The sequence below is a fragment of the Acinetobacter sp. KAM396 genome (assembly GCF_021602765.1).
GTDB classification, from domain to species: Bacteria; Pseudomonadota; Gammaproteobacteria; order Pseudomonadales; family Moraxellaceae; genus Acinetobacter; species Acinetobacter towneri_A.
Window position 1 is genome coordinate 16509 of record NZ_BPPH01000015.1, and the last position, 19904, is coordinate 36412.

The following is a 19904-nucleotide window of genomic DNA, read 5'->3' on the forward strand; positions in this document are numbered from 1 at the left end:
TGAAATATTTCAGGCATAAAAAAAGACGCTCAGATGAGCGTCTTTTTTAACCTCAGTATCTAATGTGAAATTAGAAACGGAATTTAGCGTTTACACCAACAGTTTGAGTGTCACGAGCTACACCAACAGCATTCGCATTTACATAGCTAGCACCTACAGCAACTGCAGGAGTGATGAAGTAGTTTACGTTCGCGCCCCAAGCAGAATCGACATCAGTATTAGCACTTGTTTCTGCATAAGAAGCACCCACGCTAAGTGCTGGTGTTAAGTAAAGATCAGTTTTTAAGTTGTACATAGTATCTTCACCATATACAAGACCTGCTTCAAAACCAACAGCCATATTGGTGCCGTCAATTGCGCCTACATATTTTGTACGTGCAGTGATTGCGTCTTGGTCTTGATCGATTGTGTCTGACTCAAGCGCTGCTTTAGCAACACCATTAGCAAGGATATTGAAAGCATCTAAAGAATATTGATCGGCAACGCTTGTATAACCTACAGCAACCAAGAAGTTAGGCGCTACTACTGCACCAAGTTCTAAAGCATAACGGTCACCTTGGTCATCAGATTTAAGGTTATTTTTGCTGTCATTAATTGTATGGCTATATGCTGCACTTGCATAAACAGGTACAAGCTTAGTTGGTACATACGCTTCAGCTTTAGCACCATAAACATGAGATACGAAATCTTCATCTACAGCATCTACATCGTATTCACCATAGTTGTATGCTAAAGAGAAGTTAGAAGCTTGGTTTAAGAACGCAGCTTCAGCCAATGGACCTTTAGTCGCATCAACATTTTTGAAGTAGTAAGTACCTTGAACAGCGCCAGTGAAATTCTTATCATTTACTGTATTGTCGATGTATTCAGATTGACCTTGAACTTCGAATTGGTACGCTTGAGCACCGGTCATGGCTAATAATAATGCAGTGGCTAAACCGAGTTTTTTCATGATAGTTACCAGTTTTGTTAAAAATGGATGAAACATTGATCATTTTAGTGTAACAAATTATTAAGTCAATGAACTAAAAGGACTTTATTTAAGAATTAAGTCCAATTGACTTTGTTGTTTAAAAAATATTCAAATAAAATTTTTGCTGTCAACCTAAAAACTGTATGGATAACAAGTCGATATGTTCGTTTTTGCAACAAAAGTAGAAATAATAAGCAAAGCATTAATTGGATTAATCGATCAGTTTTATTGAAATTATCTTTAATAATAATTCTTGGAATGTGAAGAATAACGGAAAAATTCACCTGTTTTAGGGTGAAATCATGATATTTGGGTAAAAAACAAGCAATAAAGAAGGCTTGTTTAGACTGAATTTGAGTGGAATATTTGAATTAATGTGAGTTTAGTCACATTAAATTTTAATATTTGTATAAAAATAAATCAGACTAGTTAGCTAAGCTTTACAATAACTGTGATTTATTTCATAATTGCAGCATGAAGACCTACTACTCAAGTCAGGTTTGAAAATTATGTAACTTATCTCGTAATTTATCTTTCAAATCTTGAGCTTGCTTGATCTCGTAGTATGATCTAATTCTCCATAAATGTTTCGTTTTATCTGCCCAACTTTCCCCAAGGTTGGGTTTTTTTTGCAACTAAAAAAGCAGTGTCATTTTATTACCGCACCAATACAGTGCAATATATCTGTGTAAAAAATTAAACCCCATAAAAAAATCCCAGTTTTCTTTCAAAAACTGGGATTTTGCGCCAAATATGCGGGTAAATTTAGTTTTCTGCTGAGTAAAAACTAAATTCGCCCTAATGAGGTGCATTATGCACCTAAATGTTGCATCTGTAAAATATTTTTTGCATGTTGAACCATTATTTTGTATTTGTCGTTTTAAGCAAATGGCTCATGGGTATGCGCTTGGAAGTTTTCTTGAGTGAGCTGATCGAGTCAGACAGGTCTGAAATATTAGCCCAATTTAGCTGCCATATTTGCCGTTTAAACTAAAATCTAACTGAATTAATTATCTTTTTGGTAAGTATTTTAAGGGGTATTCATGTAATATAGGCGCCGATTTGGTGATCAAGTTCACGATTTTGCACAGTAATAATGACGTAGGTGAAACTTAGCATGATGATGAAGTTGCGCTCAGAACATATCAGTCAGCGATTGTGCATTTCGATGATCATTATTATCGTGTCATTACTTTTTATTTCTGTTCCTTCAATTGTGAATAGTTATCAAAGTTATAAAAGAGCTGAGCGAGCTTTAATCGAAGTTTCTGTTTTGCGTAATGTAGCTGAGCTGACCAATAATATTTCACGTGAGCGTGCGCCAGCCAATCAAGTCATGTCGAGTACGCCCGAGAAAAGAGCAGAATATATTGAAGAATTAAAACGCTATCGGGCTAATGTTGATCAGCAAATCGAAGAAACTACTCAACTACTCAAAAGCAAGGGTTTTATTCCGCATGCGCAGCATTTGTCACTTCAATTAAAATCTTCGTTAAAAGAGGGACGTGATGCGGTAGATGCTTATGCTGCAACTCCTCAGTCTTCTCGCAGTTCAGCTCAATTGGATCATGCGATTCAGAAAATGTTTGCTGCTTGGGATAGTTCTCAGTATGTATTGAAGCATGTGATGCTAGATTCTGTGGGCAAAGATTCGAGTGCATCAACTTATTATAGTGTGATTTTTATTTTATCGGAATTGCGTGATCAAGCTGGGCGAGTCGCATCGAATATTATGGCTGCCATCACTTTTGGTGAAAAAATTCCCGCGGAAAACTTAGCTAACTCCTTACAAAACCAGCGTCAAGCTTATCATTTATGGGACTTGGTGCATACGATTTTGCCTGAAGCACATAAAGTGCCTGAATATACAGCTTTACATCATCGCTTAAAGACTGAGTTTTTAGATCATGGGATTCCAATCGTAAAGCAGCTGATGGAGCAGAGCTTACAGGATGAAGCTTATTCTTTGACAGGCACACAATTGACCGAAGTTATGGTGAATAAATTTAGCACCGTGGTCGACTTACAAAATTACTTGTTAGATTATAGTTTGAACTTAGCTAAAAAAGATTATATCAAAGCGCAGCAAAAACTTGTTTTAACTTTGGTGGTCGCATTAATTTCTTTGATGGCTGCTATTTTTACCATGGTCTATGCGCGTTCGAAGGTATTTATTCCTTTAATTCAGGCACGCAACCAAATTTTGCGCTTGGCAGCTTATGATCATGAAGCTCATGGTACGCAAAATCCAGACAAAGTAACACTTTTGGAGGCCATTCAAAAACTAAAACAACGCCTAGAGCAACGTGATATTTTAGAATTTCAGCTGCGTAATATTGCCAATACCGATGTTTTAACGGGTGTTTCCAACCGTTTGGCACTTGAAGAATACATCAAATATTTGGAACATCGACCTGAAAAATTGACCAAAACTGGTCTGATTATTTTGGATGTGGATAAATTCAAGCATATTAACGATACCTACGGGCATGTGGTGGGTGACCAAGCTATAAAATGTATTGCCGATACGCTCAAGGCGCATGTCCGTGCTTCAGACTTGGTGGTGCGTTATGGTGGCGATGAGTTTTTGGTTTTGATTGAGCAAATAGAATTCACTGAGGCGCTACATTTGGCAGATAAATTGCGCTGTCATATTGTGAATCAGGAATTTTTTATTCCAGAACTAAATGATTATATTCAAATATCAGTCAGTGCGGGCGTGGCGGTGGGTGCTGTATCATGGAGTAGCTTGTTCAAAAAGGCCGATAAACATTTATTTAGAGCCAAAGCACTTGGGCGCAATGCTGTTGCTGGTGACTAAGTCACAATCACAGGCTTTCTGGTATTTCCGAAATGAAAAAAGCCTCGCTTGAAAGATTCAGCGCAACCTTACGCTGAATATGGGTTCAAATTTGAATGAGCCAAAAACTGCAATCATCTATTTTAGCCTTTCAGCATTGGTTTTAAGAATTTTGCCGTGTGCGAAACTTTAGATTTTGCGACAGTTTCAGGTGTGCCTTCGGCAATGATTTGTCCACCGCCTGCACCGCCTTCAGGACCTAAATCGACAATCCAGTCTGCAGTTTTAATCACATCTAGATTGTGTTCAATCACCACAATGGTATTACCCTTATTGCGTAGCTCATGCAAGATATCGAGCAATTTGGCAATGTCATGGAAATGCAAACCAGTGGTCGGCTCATCCAGTACATACAAGGTTTTGCCTGTATCTCGCTTGGCCAGTTCACGCGCAAGTTTCACGCGCTGTGCTTCTCCACCAGATAACGTCGTGGCAGATTGTCCAAGGCGAATATAACCCAAGCCCACCTGATTTAAGGTTTCCAAACGACGATGAATCACAGGAATGGCATCAAAAAAATGCATGGCATCTTCAACGGTCATTTCCAACACATCAGAAATATTGCGACCTTTATAACTGACTTCCAAAGTTTCACGGTTATAGCGTTTACCATGACAGGCATCGCAAGGCACATACATATCTGGCAAGAAGTGCATGGCAACTTTAATCATACCATCGCCCTCACACGCCTCGCAGCGTCCCCCTTTGACGTTAAAGGAGAAGCGACCTGCTGCATACCCACGTGCTTTGGCTTCAGGGGTTTGCGCAAACAGTTCACGAATTGGAGTGAACAAGCCTGTATAGGTCGCAGGGTTCGAGCGTGGCGTTCGCCCAATTGGGCTTTGGTCAATATCCACAACTTTATCTAAATATTGTAGACCATCAATCGAGTCGAATTTTTCTGCGTTTAAGGTGGTGGCACCATTTAATTGAGTTGCAGCCAAAGGCAATAAAGTGCGGTTAATTAAGGTGGATTTTCCTGAACCCGACACGCCTGTGACACAAGTCATCACGCCTAAAGGCAAAGTGAGATCCACTTTTTTTAGATTGTGTCCTGCTGCGCCCATTAGCTTAATTTGTTGTTCGGGATGTGGCGGTTGGGTGCGCGTTTTCGGCACTTCAATTTTTAATTTGCCTGATAAATACTGCCCTGTTAGGGAGTCTGCATGTTCGGCCAGTTCTGCATAGGTACCTTCGGCAATAATATGTCCACCATGCACACCTGCACCTGGGCCAATATCAATAATATGGTCGGCAGCTCGAATTGCATCTTCATCATGTTCTACCACCAACACCGTGTTACCCAAGTCACGTAAGCGAATTAGGGTTTCTAACAGGCGGTCATTGTCACGTTGGTGCAAGCCAATTGAAGGTTCATCTAGCACATACATTACGCCCATAAGCCCTGCACCAATTTGAGATGCCAAGCGGATACGCTGTGCTTCACCGCCCGAAAGAGTTTCGGCAGAGCGTGACAGACTCAAATAATTCAAACCTACCGACACTAGAAAATGTAAGCGTTCACGAATTTCTTTAAAGATTTTTTCCGCGACTTCACCTTTGGCGCCTTCAAGATTTAAGTCTTGATAGTAGTCTTCGGCATCGCCAATCGACATTTGGGTGATTTGGGCAATGGTTTTGTCTTTCACGCGAACGTTACGGGAAATTTCATTTAAGCGTGAGCCACCGCAGGCATCACAGGCAGCATTAGATAAATACTGCGCCAAATCATCACGCACATAATTACTTTCGGTTTCACGGTACCGACGTTCTAAATGTGGCAACACACCTTCAAACGCAATCACACGTTTATGGTGACGTCCACGTTCATCGGTATAGCTCAGGTCTATTTTGTCTTTGCCAGTGCCGTACAGAAATTTCTTTTGGGTCGCGCTGTCGAGCTGATTCCATGCCGTGTCGAGTGACAGTTCATAATGTGCCGCGACTTTTTCTAGCATGCTGTAATAATACGGACGCTGTCTGTCCCAGCCGCGAATAGCGCCCTGACTAATCGACAGTTCAGGGTTTGGAATGAGTTTTTCCGCACTGAAATGGCTACGTGTCCCCAAACCATCACACGTTGGACAAGCGCCAAAAGGATTGTTAAATGAGAACAGGCGTGGTTCAAGTTCTGCTACGGCACGGTCACACTGTGGGCAAGAGTGCTTGGCTGAAAAAATACGATCAGGTTGTTCCGCATTCATCCACGATAAAATGGCTAAATCCCCACCCAAACGCAGTGCGGTTTCAAAGCTTTCGGCAATACGGTTGCCCAAATCATCTCGGACTTTAAAACGGTCTACCACCACTTCAATGGTATGTTTTTTCTTTTTGTCGAGTTCAGGCGGTGGGTCAATGTCCATGACTTCGCCATCCACTCGGGCGCGTACAAAACCCTGACTTTGTAGTTGCTCAAACAGATGCACATATTCGCCTTTACGCTCACGAATTACTGGCGCGAGGAGCATTAAGGCAGTGCCTTCTTCTAGTGCTTTTACAGCATCGACCATTTCTGAAACGGTTTGCGCGACCATCGGTAAATCATGTTCAGGGCAGTACGGTGTACCAACACGTGCATACAGTAAACGCAAATAGTCGTAAATTTCGGTAATGGTCCCCACGGTTGAACGCGGGTTATGACTGGTCGACTTTTGTTCAATAGCAATTGCAGGGCTTAGACCTTCAATTGAATCGACTTCGGGTTTTTCCATTTGCGATAAAAACTGGCGTGCGTAGGCAGAAAGAGATTCGACATAACGACGTTGCCCTTCGGCATAGAGGGTATCAAATGCCAGTGAAGATTTTCCTGAACCAGATAAACCCGTAATTACCACAAATTTATCGCGTGGAATATCAAGGTTCACGTTTTTTAGGTTATGGGTACGTGCACCTCGAATACGGATATGACTTTGGCTCATAAAAACTTCTCGATATTTTGCAAATGAAAAACCTATATATGATAGCGCATGAAAATTGTTCAAGTGTTATTTTTCATGCTTTATCGGTCATGGCTTGTCGCACTGTATGGAGTGATCGCCATACAGTGTGTGAGGGCGGCAGTTAAGCTTGATCTAAACCTGGCCACTGACGTTGATGGTAGGCACTATCCCAAAATAACCATTCCAGTTCTGCGGCTTTGGTGTAAGCGTGGTGCATTTTTTCAAGGGTGTCGGCATCACAGCGCGCAGCAACACGGTCAATGGTTTGAATCACATTATTGACTGCAGTGTGGAACTCCTCGCCTGAATAGGTATCGACCCATGCCTGATACGGATTATTCGGTGCAGAATTATTGACGATATCTTTACCAACTTCGGCATAAATCCAGAAACATGGCAGTAGTGATGCCAATACCACAGGATAGCTTTCTGACCATGCGGTTGCGACTAAATAAGAGGTGTAATGATGGCAGGCAAGAGTCAGCGGAGTGTTTTCAAATTCCTGTTTGGAAATATCAAACTCCTGCATAAAGCTGTCATGTAAGGTACGTTCCACCACAATTGCAATTTTGGCGGCATCTGCGAACTGAATAATATCATCTGTATCAAAAGCTTTGGCTGCACAGACGGCCAGCGCGCGCCCGTAGGCAATTAAGTAATGTGAATCTTGAATCACATAATGCGCAAAGGCAGCTTTACTCAAGGTGCCTTGAGCCAATTCCTGATTAAACGGTAACGCGAGCGTCTTGTGATAAAGGGCAAGGTTACGTTGCCAAGCATCTTGAGAAAAGCGCATCCTAAATTCCTATATGTCGTTGCATTTCACTATAGCAGTTTGGGAACGGAAAGTACGGTTGTCGCTGTATCTGATCGGGAAACCAAAAATCATACGAAGAATTTTGCCGAAGTTGAGAAAAAAGCGTCATAATTGCAACATAAAATTTTACATTCTCAGTTTTTATCCGATTTAAAACTCGGGCAATTCAACTTTCAGAATTTTTGTATCTGTTAAAGCTTAATCAAAACTGTACTTTGCGTTGATGGTACAGATTCGGCAGATGAAAAGTTCAGATCAAAATATAGTGATAGGTCGTTTCTCATGATGAAACATTTTGGTTTCTCAATCGTATTTTCGATTGTGTGTCTTGCGCTATCTGCATACTGGGGCTATACCCATGGCCCAGAAGCAGGTGTGCAAACCATGCTTACCGCACTAACCATTACCGCAATTTTGGCGATTATGGAAGTGTCGTTGTCGTTTGATAACGCGGTGGTGAATGCGTCAGTGCTGCGCGGTTGGGATCATTTCTGGAAAATGCTGTTTTTAACCGTGGGGATTATCATTGCAGTTTTTGGTATGCGTTTAATTTTCCCTGTGGTCATTGTGGCGGTCACTGCCGATATGGGCATGATGGAAGTGGTGCAACTGGCATTGAATGATCCGAAGCAATATTCGGCTAAACTGATGGCACATCACCCTGAAATTGCTGCTTTTGGTGGCGCATTCTTGTTGATGGTTTTCCTAAACTTTTTCTTGGATGATGAAAAAGACACGCACTGGTTTAGATGGTTTGAGCGTCGTTTGAGCAATCTGGCAAGCGTGCCTGCCATGTCGGTATTTTTGGCCTTAGTGACTTTGTTAATCATGGCGGCCAATGTGGTGGAAGATAAGCGCCTTGTGGTGACGATGGCGGGTATTTGGGGCATCGTGATTTATATTGGCGTACAAGTGCTGAGTCACATGCTGGGCGGTGAACCAGAGGTCGATGAACAGGGCAATGCTGTGCGTCATGACGAAAATGGCGTACCGACAGGCGTGGTGAAAGCAGGTATTGGCGGATTTTTATATCTAGAAGTGCTAGATGCCTCGTTCAGTTTTGATGGTGTCATTGGTGCATTTGCAATCACCTCTGACGTGGTGATCATCATGTTAGGCTTGGCGATTGGTGCAATTTTCGTGCGTTCGATGACGATTTATTTGGTCGAAAAAGGCACGTTGGATGCTTATATTTACCTTGAACACGGTGCGCACTATGCGATTGGTGCGTTGGCCTTTATTATGATTGCCAGCGGTACAGGCTTGCATGTGCCAGAAGTGGTGACAGGTTTAATTGGTGTTGCCTTTATTGTTTGGGCGGTGATTGCGTCTATTCAATTTAAAAAACGTCAGGCAAAAGCGGGTTAAGGCTATGCTGATGTCCGTTACTATATTGTTGCGAAATCATAGAATAATACAGTGACGAAGACCGTATAAAATGCAAATTGGGGTGCACAGCGTTGCGCCCTTTTTATTGAAATCGAAAGCTTGGGGGAATAAACATCTGGAAAAATCAGCATCCTTAAGCTGAATGTTGTAGGATATCTGCAAATTCAAAATTATTTAGTTTTAGTCGGTTGATATGATGAATGCCTTAGAACGCCGCTCGACCTTTGCTTTAAGCAGTATTTTTGCATTGCGCATGTTGGGTCTGTTCATGATTATTCCTGTATTTTCAGTGGTAGGGCAGTCATATCAATACGCAACTCCTGCACTCATTGGTCTCGCCGTTGGTGTTTATGGACTTACCCAAGCCATTTTGCAAATTCCATTTAGCTTGATTGCAGACCGTTATAGCCGTAAGCCATTGGTGGTTTTGGGCTTATTGCTGTTTGCTTTAGGCGGTGCAATTGCAGCCATGTCCGACACCATTTATGGCGTGATTATTGGACGTGCCATTGCAGGTGGTGGTGCGGTATCTGCTGTGGTGATGGCATTATTAGCCGATGTGACCCGTGAAGAAAACCGCATGAAAGCCATGGCGGTGATGGGTATGAGTATCGGTATGTCCTTTGTGGTGGCCTTTAGTTTAGGACCGTGGCTGACAGGTCTAGTTGGTATTTCAGGGCTGTTTTGGGTGACTACAGTAATGGGACTAGCAGCAATTCTCATGCTGTTATTGGTGCCTAAAGTCACGCGTCATCATCGTAATTTTCAGCAAGGCTATATCACTCAGTTAAAGCAGGTCCTGAAAATGGGCGATTTAAACCGCCTGCATGTATCGGTATTTACCCTACATTTATTACTTACTGCCATGTTTATTTATGTGCCTTCGCAATTAATCCAATTTGCCGATATTCCTTTGCAGCATCATGGTTGGGTGTATTTGCCATTGTTGTTGGTCAGTCTGTTCGTAGCATTTCCAAGCATTGTTTTGGCAGAAAAATATCGCAAAATGCGTGGCATTTTCCTGACTGCAATTGCAGGTATTATTTTAGGTCTGTTGGTGCTGATTTTTGGGTTTGAATCGAAGTACATCCTTTTATTGGGTTTGGGTTTATTCTTTATTGCTTTTAACGTTATGGAAGCGTTATTACCTTCGTGGTTGTCAAAGGCTGCACCAATTCAATCTAAAGCCACCGCGATGGGTGTGAATGCGAGCAGTCAGTTTTTGGGAGCATTTTTTGGTGGGATGATTGGTGGGCAATTGTTGATGCTCAACCACACCGCAATGGGTTGGAGTATTTTGACTGCGATTGCTATAATTTGGCTGCTTGTTAGTTTTGGATTGGCGCAGCCGCGCTATCTTTCGTCTTTGGTGTTGCGCTTGCCTGAGAATAGAGAAACAGATGAATGGACTTCTCAGTTATTGGCAATTCGTGGTATTGAAGAGGTCGTGGTGATGTCTGACCAACAAGTGGCGTATGTAAAGGTTGATAAACAGCATATTGATGATGCTGCGCGACAACAATTAACGCACTTGTTTGGGAAAGAGGTAGCCATTTAAGCATAACTCTTATAAAGTAAATAATAGAAACAAATAGGAAGAAAACATCTAATGCGTGGTGTAAATAAAGTCATTTTAGTGGGTACTTTAGGTCGTGATCCTGAAACAAAAACTTTCCCAAATGGGGGGTCTCTCACTCAATTTTCTATCGCAACCAGTGATGTCTGGACAGACAAAAATACAGGTGAGCGTAAAGAGCAAACAGAGTGGCATCGCATTGTTTTACATAACCGTTTAGGCGAGATTGCGCAGCAATATTTACGCAAAGGTTCTAAAGTATATATTGAAGGTTCATTGCGTACACGTCAGTGGACCGATCAAAACGGTCAAGAGCGTTACACCACTGAAATTCGTGGTGATCAAATGCAAATGCTCGATTCTTCGAACCGTGGACAATCTGACCAGCAAGATGGTGGGTTTGCTCAACCACGTTTTAACAATAACCAAGCTCCAGCCACAGGTTATGCGAATCAAAATCAAGGTGGTTTTAACCAAAATCAGGGTGGCGGCTATGCCAACAATAACCCGAGTGGTTTTGCACCGAAGCCACAAGCTGCGCCTGCAACTGCACCAGCAGATTTAGATGATGATTTGCCGTTCTAACTTAAGTTAAAACGGTAAATCATCCTCCAAACCCTTTGTTTCGACAAAGGGTTTTTTATGCAGATATACAGCAAATATCTATTTTCTCGATTAAATTTCAAACTATGATAGGATTATTAATTCATAAATCCGATTATTTTTATAAAAAAACACTGTTTTACCGATTCATTGGTTTTTCGTATTCTAACTACACAAGATAAGCAATCCCTGAAATGAAATGAGGAATTATCCATGAGTTTAATCAATACCCAAGTCAAAGCATTTAACGCAACCGCTTACCACAATGGTCAATTTATTGAAGTATCTGATCAAGACTTTATTGGCAAATGGTCAGTGGTGTTTTTCTACCCTGCAGATTTCACTTTTGTGTGCCCAACTGAACTTGCAGATTTAGCCGATCAATATGCTGAATTCCAAAAAATGGGTGTGGAAATTTACTCAGTTTCTACAGACACGCATTTTACCCATAAAGCGTGGCACGACACTTCAGAAGAAATCAAAAAAATTCAATATCCAATGATTGGCGACCCAACTTGGACCTTGGCTAAAAACTTTGAAGTGCTGATTGAAGCAGAAGGTTTGGCAGATCGTGGTACATTCGTGATTGACCCTGAAGGGAAAATCCAGATTGTAGAAATTAATGCAGGCGGTATTGGTCGTGATGCTCAAGAGCTGTTGCGTAAAGTAAAAGCAGCGCAATATGTGCATGCACATCCTGGCGAAGTTTGCCCTGCCAAGTGGAAAGAAGGCGATGCAACCCTAGCACCATCTATTGATTTGGTCGGTAAAATCTAATCGAATCATCACACTCAATTTTAAAATCCAGAACTTTGTTTCTGGATTTTTTATGCCCATAATTTGTTTGAGCATGTATAGCCTCAGTTTCGGCACGAGTATTCTATTCTTGCAATGCTGTATGCCAAATTTGCACTAGGTTGGGGTGTGACGAACGATTAAGATTAAAATATCTATTCTCCTAGCAATAGGTGTAACACATGAAAAAAATAATCGGTTTATATCGCAACCAAAACATGCATTGGGTAGGCGATGGCTTTCCCGTTAAAAATCTATTTTCTTATGACCGTTTAGGTCAGGCGATCAGTCCATTTTTACTTTTGGATTATGCAGCGCCGTATCATTTTGATGCAACTACGGCACAGCATGGTGTGGGTTCACATCCACACCGTGGTTTTGAAACGGTGACGATTGCCTATCAAGGCGAAGTGACGCATAAAGATTCGGCAGGCGGTGGTGGCACCATCAAAACAGGTGATGTGCAGTGGATGACAGCAGGTGCAGGTGTGGTGCATGAGGAGTTTCATTCCAAAGACTATGCAGCACAAGGCGGATTGTTTGAAATGGTACAGCTTTGGGTCAATTTGCCTGCCGCAGATAAAATGACGACACCACGCTATCAAGCCATTGAATCTCAAGATATTCCGAAAATTGAGTTTGAAAATCAGGCGGGGCATTTACGCATTATTGCAGGTCAGTACGCCGAGCAATCTGGACCTGCTCGCACCTTTAGCCCTGTTAATGTTTGGGATGGGCAACTGAAAGCTGCACAGGCCCAATCGCTGCATATACCTGTAGACCACAACACTTTATTGGTGGTGTTGGCGGGTGAAGTGCGGGTCAATGGCAGTCAGCTTGTGCAAGATCATTCAGTGGTCTTGTTTGCTCAAGATGGCGATGCGTTAATTCAGCTTGAAGCACTGCAAGATACGCAATTTTTAGTGCTGACAGGCAAGCCACTAAATGAACCTATTTAAGGCTATGGTCCATTTGTCATGAATACCAAGCAGGAAATCATTCAAGCTTTTGAAGATTTTAATCAAGGTAAGTTCGGTGAAATTCCCGTTCAACATCAAGCGGGTTAAGTTTTAAAAAATCTTAGCCAAAAAAAAGCCTCATGTCGATGTTCCGACAGAGGCTTTTGTTATTTTGGCGCTGTCAAATTTCTAGTTTTAGCGGATTGATCATATTCTTTATGATAATTATCTGTGATTTAGTTATTAATTATGTGCCTACTATCATAGCGTTTAGAGATTTATTTGTAAAACGAAAATTATAAAAATGGTTAATTTATCTATATGGTTTAGAAAACTATTTATGGAATTAAAGAAATAATATGAATAAATTCTAAGGCTTATTTAAACATCTTCTGATTGTTAGAAAATGTAATCATATTGCCAATACTCTTTGTGTTGTTTCTCTGTGAAAAGTACTCAATCTGGTAGTTTTTAATAGCTCATTTTCCTTAGGCATGGTTCATAATTTCATAAAGTATGTAAAAAGATGGATGATCGGTTTGGATATCGCAGTGATCGGTAGTGGTATGGCTGGACTGGCTACCGCAAGAATTCTTAAAGATGCAGGGCATAACATTACAATTTTTGAGGCGCTGCCTGGTCGTGGAATGGACAGTCATAGCATCGAATTTGAAGATGGTTTAATTGATGCGCCGTTACGGGTCATGAATCCACATTTGTGGAAAAACACCCTCAGCTTGGCCACACATTTAGGCATTAAAACTTATCCTGTGCGTACTTATATGGCGTGCAGTTGGTTATTTGAAGATCGTACCGAAACTTGGTTGACCACAAGTCGTACTCGTATTGGTAATTTTCCCATCATTAACAACCGTAAAGGAATTCAGCAATACGGCTGGCGTTTAGTGAAAGGCATGTTGCAGTTAAAAACAGCTATTGCTAAATTTTTTAAATCCAAGAACCAAGACATCACCCTTGCGGAATTTATCAATCGCAACGAGATTGAAGAAGTGTTTTGGCATGGTGCAGTGATGCCAGTGCTTTACACCATTTGTACTTGTGACCCTAAGACCATTGGCGAATGGCCAGCAAAACCATTATTGGTGTTTTTACGTCAATTAACTGATGGTGATGCGTTATTGCGTTTACAAGGTGGCACGCCCGCATTGGTTGATAAGTTGATTGAAGGCATTAATATTGAAAGTGGTGCAGCGATCACTCGCGTTCATCAAAAAGAAGATGGTGTGGTTGTTGAAAATTCTGCAGGTCAGTCGCAAACATTTGACCGTGTGGTAATTGCAACGCCAACCACGAAAGTTCAAGACTTCTTAGATAATCAACAATTTTCTGAAGATATTGAATTGCTTAAACAATTCAAATTCGAGCAGGGTGATTTGGTGATTCACACCGATCAAACGGTGATGCCGCCAAAACGTAAAGACTGGTCAGTTTTAAGTTATATGATGGATCGTAAATTTACCCGTCAGCAATTTACGGTATGGCTTAACTCGATTGAACCAACGTTGGTCGGCAAATCTCCAGTGTTCCAAACATGGCGTCCAGTCACACCAATTGATCCGAAAAAGATCATTTCAACGGTGACTTTAACCCGCGCTGTAGTGGATTCAAAGACAGTGGCATTAAACAAAGAGTTGCAGCAACGGCATCATCAAGACAATCGTAAAGTGTTCTTCTGTGGTTCATGGTCGTGTGATGGTTTGCCTATTTTAGAATCTGCAGTGACCTCAGCCATGCATATTGCAGAAATTTTTGGTGCGCCATTACCGTTTATTGATTTAAAACCACAAGTTGAGGTTGCGCCACAATTAGGTTATTAAGTCTATTCATCTTTACTGAATTAGACTGAGTCAGCATGAAATGGCAACAGGTGATACGCTCGCACTTTCCAAAACATAAATATGCCATTCATGCGGCATATTTGGGAGATGATTCTGCGTTGCCGTGGAGCAATCTAGGTTATTGGTCAGATGCAGTGGGATATGATTATCCTGCTGCATGTCAAAATTTAGCCGCGCATTTGGCCGCAGCAGTCCGTTTAAATTCAAAAGACGCTGTGTTGGATTTAGGCTGTGGGCAAGGTGCTAGTCTTAAATACTGGTTAGAACACTATCAAGTACAACAGCTTGAGGCTATTGAGCTACAAGATCATCATGTGCAGTGGATTCGACAACATTTAAATTCAAATATTAAAATTCACGCTGCTTCATTTTTAAATTTACAAGCACTTTTTCCACAACCCCGTTTTGATGTGGTGTTTTGTATCGATGCGGCATATCACAGTCATTTGAATTCCTTTTTAAGTCAGGTGAGTGCAGTTTTGAATTCAAATGGACGCATGGGCTTTCATTATTTAATTTGGGCAGAGCAAGCGCCAACGCATGTATTCAAACAGCTGCAATATCGTGCCTTATTAAAATCTGCCGATGTCAATTTTAAAGATCTAATGTCTGAAAGTCAGCTTCGGGCAGTCTTAGCACAGTTTGAATTTAAACAGATTCAAGTGGAAGATTTATCGGCCCAGGTGCTAGCAGGTTTTGCTGATTATGTGAATCAGCATCTCAGGCATCGAGTGCAAAGGCGAGATGTAGACTGGTTTAAAATTGCTATGACCGCACGTTTATGTGCCAAGCTCTATACAGATGGCTGGATTAAATATGTTCAGGTGAGTGCGGAAAAATCTTAATCAATCGTAATCGGCTGATAGATGATGAAGTTTTCGGTGTTTGGGTTTCTATGATTGGTTTTAAATCTCAGCTACCACACGAAACTGCTTTAGTAAAATTTTTGCGCCAAAAGTCAATTGATCTCTGACATAAGCCACGGCTTTGTCATCAAAAAAGAATATGATCGTGACTTTTTATAATTGTGGACGGATTTGTTGTACAAACAACTAACACTATGATTAATTATATTTATTTTAACTTAAATTTATATAAAAATTTAAAAATCAATATTTTATGCAACAAAGTCAATTATAAAATACATTTTACAAGCTAAAAATCACAATCCTGTATTGCGGTTTAAGTTTTGCAGATAGATCGATGTCCTGAATAATTTTGGCTATTCGGGCAGAATGAGTGAGATAAAATATACGTATATAAACAAAAAACCTCATAAATTAGAAACTTATGAGGTTGAATATGGTGCCGGCACACGGATTCGAACTGTGGACCTACTGATTACAAGTCAGTTGCTCTACCAACTGAGCTATGCCGGCGTTGTGTAAAGAATTTTACAGAATTTTTACCTGTGCGCAAGCCAAAAAGTAACCGTTTAATGCAAGGCATAGCGTTTTTGCAGAGTTTATATGCAGTGTTTTGCATATTACAAATGAGGAAATTACACAGAAGGTTTAGGAAATGAGCCCAGCGAGTGGGCTCAAGGAAGAAAATAACTTGAAGTAAAGTGTGAAAAAGCGATTATTTACTTCTTAAGATGCGGTCTAAATCTTGTGCACATTCCTCTAAGGTAAAGGCCATATCCAGTTGCATTTGTGGTTTAAGTTCATTTGCGAGCGTTCTCCATTGTTCAATTAGGCGAATGGCTTTTTGAATCTTATGTTTGTTGATGTCTTTGGCGATGGTAGGCGTGTATCCTCCACGTTTAGCATTTTTAATTTGTTTGACATAATTTTGGCTGTTATTCATGTTCGCTCCCGAATAGCAGTTATATATGTAAGGCATTTGCATGCTTTTATTATGCTAAAACTTAATGATGACCCTTTTATGTAGAAAGCAGAGATGACCAAGTAAAATAAAAAAAGTTTGATAAAAAACAATAAATTTCTTCACATCCCCTTTTTTGACGTTACAACTCAGTTGTAGCATAGTGGTTAAAGATTGTCTTTATTGCAGAGTAACGTAATGTGTCATGTTTGTTGATTTATCATCAATAGTTAGAGAGAGGATCATCAAAATCACTGCTTAACAAGCTGGTAAATGCAAATTCCATTTATTGCTTTATTCATTTTACGCTCTAGATAATTGCCAAGTTAGATAGCGCCACGATAAAAATAGCAACGAGCATAACCATGCAAAGTTCACTCTTTGCTGTATTGGCTTGGGTGCACAAAGATTGGAAAGGCAAAGCACCCCGAATTCAGCCCAATTTAAGGTGTTACTAGGTAAGTGCTCGACTTAACTGCGTACATCTGTTGAGGACTGTTACATTTGCATACATCTCATTGAGTTCGCTATCATAATGCCTTGCACTGAGATTATCTCCTAAGTATTTGATACAATGTATCTTTGTTTCAACTAAGTGCGCCGATGATACCCTGTCCATTTTCCATAGGGTCCTACCTGAGAAGAATTGCTTCGTATGATTAACTGTGCGAAGTCATTTATTTCGCTCTAGCGAGCAGCTCTTTGTATCTTTCCATGTGGCATGCGTTTCCATTCTCCCTTACCTAGAAACTTTAAGCCTGTAAAGTCCTTGCGTATATGCAGCCCATCGCTACTTTTTGGGTAGCTGATTGCAATATCAATATACTTTTGTCTTCTACAAAGCATGCTGTAATCTGGCGATGTCCTATTTAATTCGCAAAAATTTAAGCAGACTTTTTACAAATCCAGTGAGCACAGGTAAAGACAGACCCCAATAAGGATTAAATCATTAAGCAGCATTGGAGAGTGCGTTAGTGAAGGTTTGATTTCATCCTTATTTGTCTTTTGATGGCGCATATTCATGCGTAGCGGGATCGAACCAAATGTTAATACTTCCCGAATGAATCAGTGCTTGGTTATATGAAGACCAATATGATGTAGGATAAATTTTAGGTAGAGGCTTATTTATTTGAAAAATTATATTGCTGAAACAGCTTTTATAGATAGGCTTGTGAAACACAGGCAAATAGTATGAAGTCGCTGATATTATACGACTCCATACTGATGACAGATCAGTCTTCTAAGACTTCTTCTAGTAGCTCCTCACTTGGGGCAAAGTAATATGCGCCATCCATGGCAGTCACAAAGTGCAATAAACGGTCATGGATGCCATCACCTGAAGTACCAAACATACGTTCTAACATGGCATCAATAATGCTCAAATCTTTGGTATAGGCAATAAAGAATAAACCCTGATCGCCCTTGCCATCACCATACGGTAAAGAGTGGCGCAAAATTTCCATTTCATCGCCTGCATCATCTTCAACGACTGTACGTGACACGTGCGAATTTTCAGGTTGTACATCTTCGTCTAATTCAATCGATTCAAGTTTGGTGCGTCCAATCACATGCTCTTGGGCATCGACTTTGAGCTTTTTCCATTTTTCTAAATCGTGGCAATAGCGCTGTGCAAAAATAAAAGAACCATCGGCAAACACGCCTGCATCTTCACCTAAAAGTGCAACTTCGGCACGATCATCTGGAAATTGTGGGTTTTCGGTACCATCAATAAATCCCGTCATGTCGCGTCCATCAAAATAACGGAAACAGACCCGTTCATCCAAGACTTCAATTTTGTCTTGAATGCCCTCAAAAAAGGCCTGACTGAGCGCAAAGCAAATATCTGAACGGGCACTCGCGAGATGAATAATCACATCGGCAGGCACGACAGGCATTGGGTACGCCCCTTGAATCGGTTGTAATTGTTTAAAACCATCTGGAGATTGCTCATAGAGTTGTGCCCACAGTTCAGGACCAAAAGCGACGCCAGTTTTAATTTGGGCATGTGGATGTTGGGTAATCAAACGATCCCGTGTGCTAAACAAGTCAGCCAATTTTTCTTTTAACTCAGTAATGCTTAAATCTTTTAAACGTAACACTAGAAAGCGAGCATGATCTGAAGGTAGTGGCAAAATTACTGATTGGGCAGTCATGTATAGCTCCTGAAAATTTGTTGTTTTCAATAAATTTGACGTTATTGTGCCTGATTGTATGCAGGCTTAATAGCCTCAACCCGATTTTTATTCCACGTTTTTTAGTCATGAGATTAAGTGAAATATCATATAATGCGCTGTCTTGTGAAAAGCGGCGATATATGTCTTATCAAGTTTGGATAGCGTTTATGTTGGCCTGTTGGGTGATTAGTGTTTCACCTGGCGCAGGTGCAATAGCATCTATGTCGAGTGGTTTGAATTATGGTTTTCGACATGGGTATTGGAATGCGATTGGTCTACAACTCGCTTTATTATTGCAAATCGCGATTGTAGCCGCAGGGGCAGGGGTATTATTTGCGACAACGCCTTGGGCATTTCTAATTGTGAAATGGTTTGGTGTGGCATATTTGTTATATTTGGCGTATTTGCAATGGGCAGCGCCTGCACAGTCGATTGAAATTCAGCATGAGCTGACGCGAAAATCTGCTGGAAAACTGGTGATGTACGGCTTTCTGGTCAACATGAGCAATCCAAAAGCGATTGTGTTTTTATTGGCAGTTTTGCCACAGTTTTTAGATTTGTCGAAACCGCAATGGATTCAGTATCTGATTATGGCAGCAACTATGATCAGTATTGATTTGATTGTGATGGCGGGCTATACGGGCTTGGCTGCAAAAGTTTTACGTTTGTTAAGATCACCGAAGCAGCAAAAAGTCATGAATCGTACTTTTGCGACCTTATTTGCGGGTGCTGCATTTTTGTTAAGTTTGGTGCATCAGTGATAAAGTAAGTAATTGAAATAATTGTTATTGATAACTAGAATGGTTATTGGCCAGTTAGGATTGCTACTTACCCATCGCAACTGGTTTTAAAACGAAATTAAGTAGCAATAGTCTGAGCGTTGCGTACCTAACTCATCAAGAGACCCGCAACAGTTTTTTAAGGAGTGATAATATGTCACAACTGAAGAAAGCAAGCTCAGCGGGTTTAATTCTTGGGTTTACTCCAATGTTTGATACATTGGTGGTTTATTTTGATCCGAGTTTGGCATACGTGATGACTTGTTTATTTATAGTCAGTATTTGTGCTGTTCAAAACTAAGCTGACGGCTGCTGAAAGGCAGCTCTTTGAATATTATTACCCAAAAAATTATT

At 40.9% G+C, this 19904-nt stretch carries 14 protein-coding genes, 1 tRNA gene and 2 pseudogenes; 10 read left to right on the top strand and 7 right to left on the bottom strand.

Going from position 1 to position 19904, the window contains the following annotated elements; genetic code table 11:
• Positions 1 to 70 precede the first annotated feature (70 nt).
• Positions 71 to 988: a porin Omp33-36 gene (gene omp33-36, locus L6C30_RS09010; RefSeq protein ID WP_074964465.1), complete on the bottom strand. Its 918-nt coding sequence runs from the start codon at positions 986 to 988 to the stop codon at positions 71 to 73.
• Between the two features lie 1102 nt (positions 989 to 2090).
• On the opposite strand from omp33-36, the gene L6C30_RS09015 reads away from it, so the two are divergent.
• Complete coding sequence (locus L6C30_RS09015) at positions 2091 to 3794, top strand: GGDEF domain-containing protein (protein ID WP_236162915.1); 1704 nt, start codon at positions 2091 to 2093, stop codon at positions 3792 to 3794.
• Between the two features lie 122 nt (positions 3795 to 3916).
• Here L6C30_RS09015 and uvrA read toward each other — a convergent pair whose 3' ends face one another.
• Positions 3917 to 6751 (bottom strand): excinuclease ABC subunit UvrA, encoded by a 2835-nt coding sequence (gene uvrA, locus L6C30_RS09020; protein ID WP_019837152.1) that lies wholly within the window; start codon positions 6749 to 6751, stop codon positions 3917 to 3919.
• Positions 6752 to 6893: 142 nt separating this feature from the next.
• Positions 6894 to 7568, bottom strand: a complete 675-nt coding sequence (tenA, locus tag L6C30_RS09025) for a thiaminase II (RefSeq protein ID WP_070155037.1) — start codon at positions 7566 to 7568, stop codon at positions 6894 to 6896.
• Positions 7569 to 7871: 303 nt separating this feature from the next.
• On the opposite strand from tenA, the gene L6C30_RS09030 reads away from it, so the two are divergent.
• The 7 genes and pseudogenes from L6C30_RS09030 (at position 7872) to L6C30_RS09060 (ending at position 15615) form a co-directional block, all read left to right on the top strand.
• Entirely contained in the window at positions 7872 to 8957 is a 1086-nt protein-coding gene (locus tag L6C30_RS09030; protein ID WP_004970195.1) for a DUF475 domain-containing protein, read from the top strand.
• 214 nt (positions 8958 to 9171) lie between these two features.
• Positions 9172 to 10536, top strand: coding sequence for an MFS transporter (locus L6C30_RS09035; protein ID WP_236162914.1), 1365 nt, complete (start codon positions 9172 to 9174; stop codon positions 10534 to 10536).
• 51 nt (positions 10537 to 10587) lie between these two features.
• Entirely contained in the window at positions 10588 to 11139 is a 552-nt protein-coding gene (gene ssb / locus L6C30_RS09040; RefSeq protein WP_004970192.1) for a single-stranded DNA-binding protein, read from the top strand.
• Positions 11140 to 11370: 231 nt separating this feature from the next.
• Entirely contained in the window at positions 11371 to 11934 is a 564-nt protein-coding gene (ahpC, locus tag L6C30_RS09045) for an alkyl hydroperoxide reductase subunit C (protein ID WP_236162913.1), read from the top strand.
• A gap of 200 nt (positions 11935 to 12134) precedes the next feature.
• Positions 12135 to 13019 (top strand): annotated as a pseudogene (locus L6C30_RS09050) (pirin family protein).
• 422 nt (positions 13020 to 13441) lie between these two features.
• Positions 13442 to 14749 (top strand): FAD-dependent oxidoreductase, encoded by a 1308-nt coding sequence (locus tag L6C30_RS09055; RefSeq protein ID WP_230243779.1) that lies wholly within the window; start codon positions 13442 to 13444, stop codon positions 14747 to 14749.
• A 35-nt stretch (positions 14750 to 14784) separates the two neighbouring features.
• Complete coding sequence (locus L6C30_RS09060; protein WP_070155047.1) at positions 14785 to 15615, top strand: cyclopropane-fatty-acyl-phospholipid synthase family protein; 831 nt, start codon at positions 14785 to 14787, stop codon at positions 15613 to 15615.
• Between the two features lie 458 nt (positions 15616 to 16073).
• On the opposite strand, the gene L6C30_RS09065 is transcribed toward L6C30_RS09060, so the two are convergent.
• From L6C30_RS09065 to L6C30_RS09080, 4 genes and pseudogenes are all read right to left on the bottom strand, one after another.
• Positions 16074 to 16149 (bottom strand) — tRNA-Thr (locus L6C30_RS09065).
• 202 nt (positions 16150 to 16351) lie between these two features.
• The gene (locus L6C30_RS09070; RefSeq protein ID WP_026438111.1) at positions 16352 to 16579 is read right to left on the bottom strand and encodes a hypothetical protein; all 228 of its coding nucleotides are present in this window, start codon (positions 16577 to 16579) and stop codon (positions 16352 to 16354) included.
• 472 nt (positions 16580 to 17051) lie between these two features.
• A pseudogene (locus L6C30_RS09075) lies at positions 17052 to 17726 on the bottom strand (transposase).
• A gap of 103 nt (positions 17727 to 17829) precedes the next feature.
• A complete protein-coding gene (locus L6C30_RS09080) occupies positions 17830 to 18750 on the bottom strand; it encodes a Dyp-type peroxidase (RefSeq protein ID WP_180009305.1) in 921 nt (306 codons plus the stop codon).
• 161 nt (positions 18751 to 18911) lie between these two features.
• Between L6C30_RS09080 and L6C30_RS09085 the strand changes: the two genes are divergently transcribed.
• Together L6C30_RS09085 and L6C30_RS09090 are read left to right on the top strand one after the other, a co-directional pair.
• The gene (locus tag L6C30_RS09085; protein ID WP_236162912.1) at positions 18912 to 19532 is read left to right on the top strand and encodes a LysE family transporter; all 621 of its coding nucleotides are present in this window, start codon (positions 18912 to 18914) and stop codon (positions 19530 to 19532) included.
• A gap of 172 nt (positions 19533 to 19704) precedes the next feature.
• Positions 19705 to 19851: a hypothetical protein gene (locus tag L6C30_RS09090; RefSeq protein ID WP_019837164.1), complete on the top strand. Its 147-nt coding sequence runs from the start codon at positions 19705 to 19707 to the stop codon at positions 19849 to 19851.
• Positions 19852 to 19904: the final 53 nt, after the last annotated feature.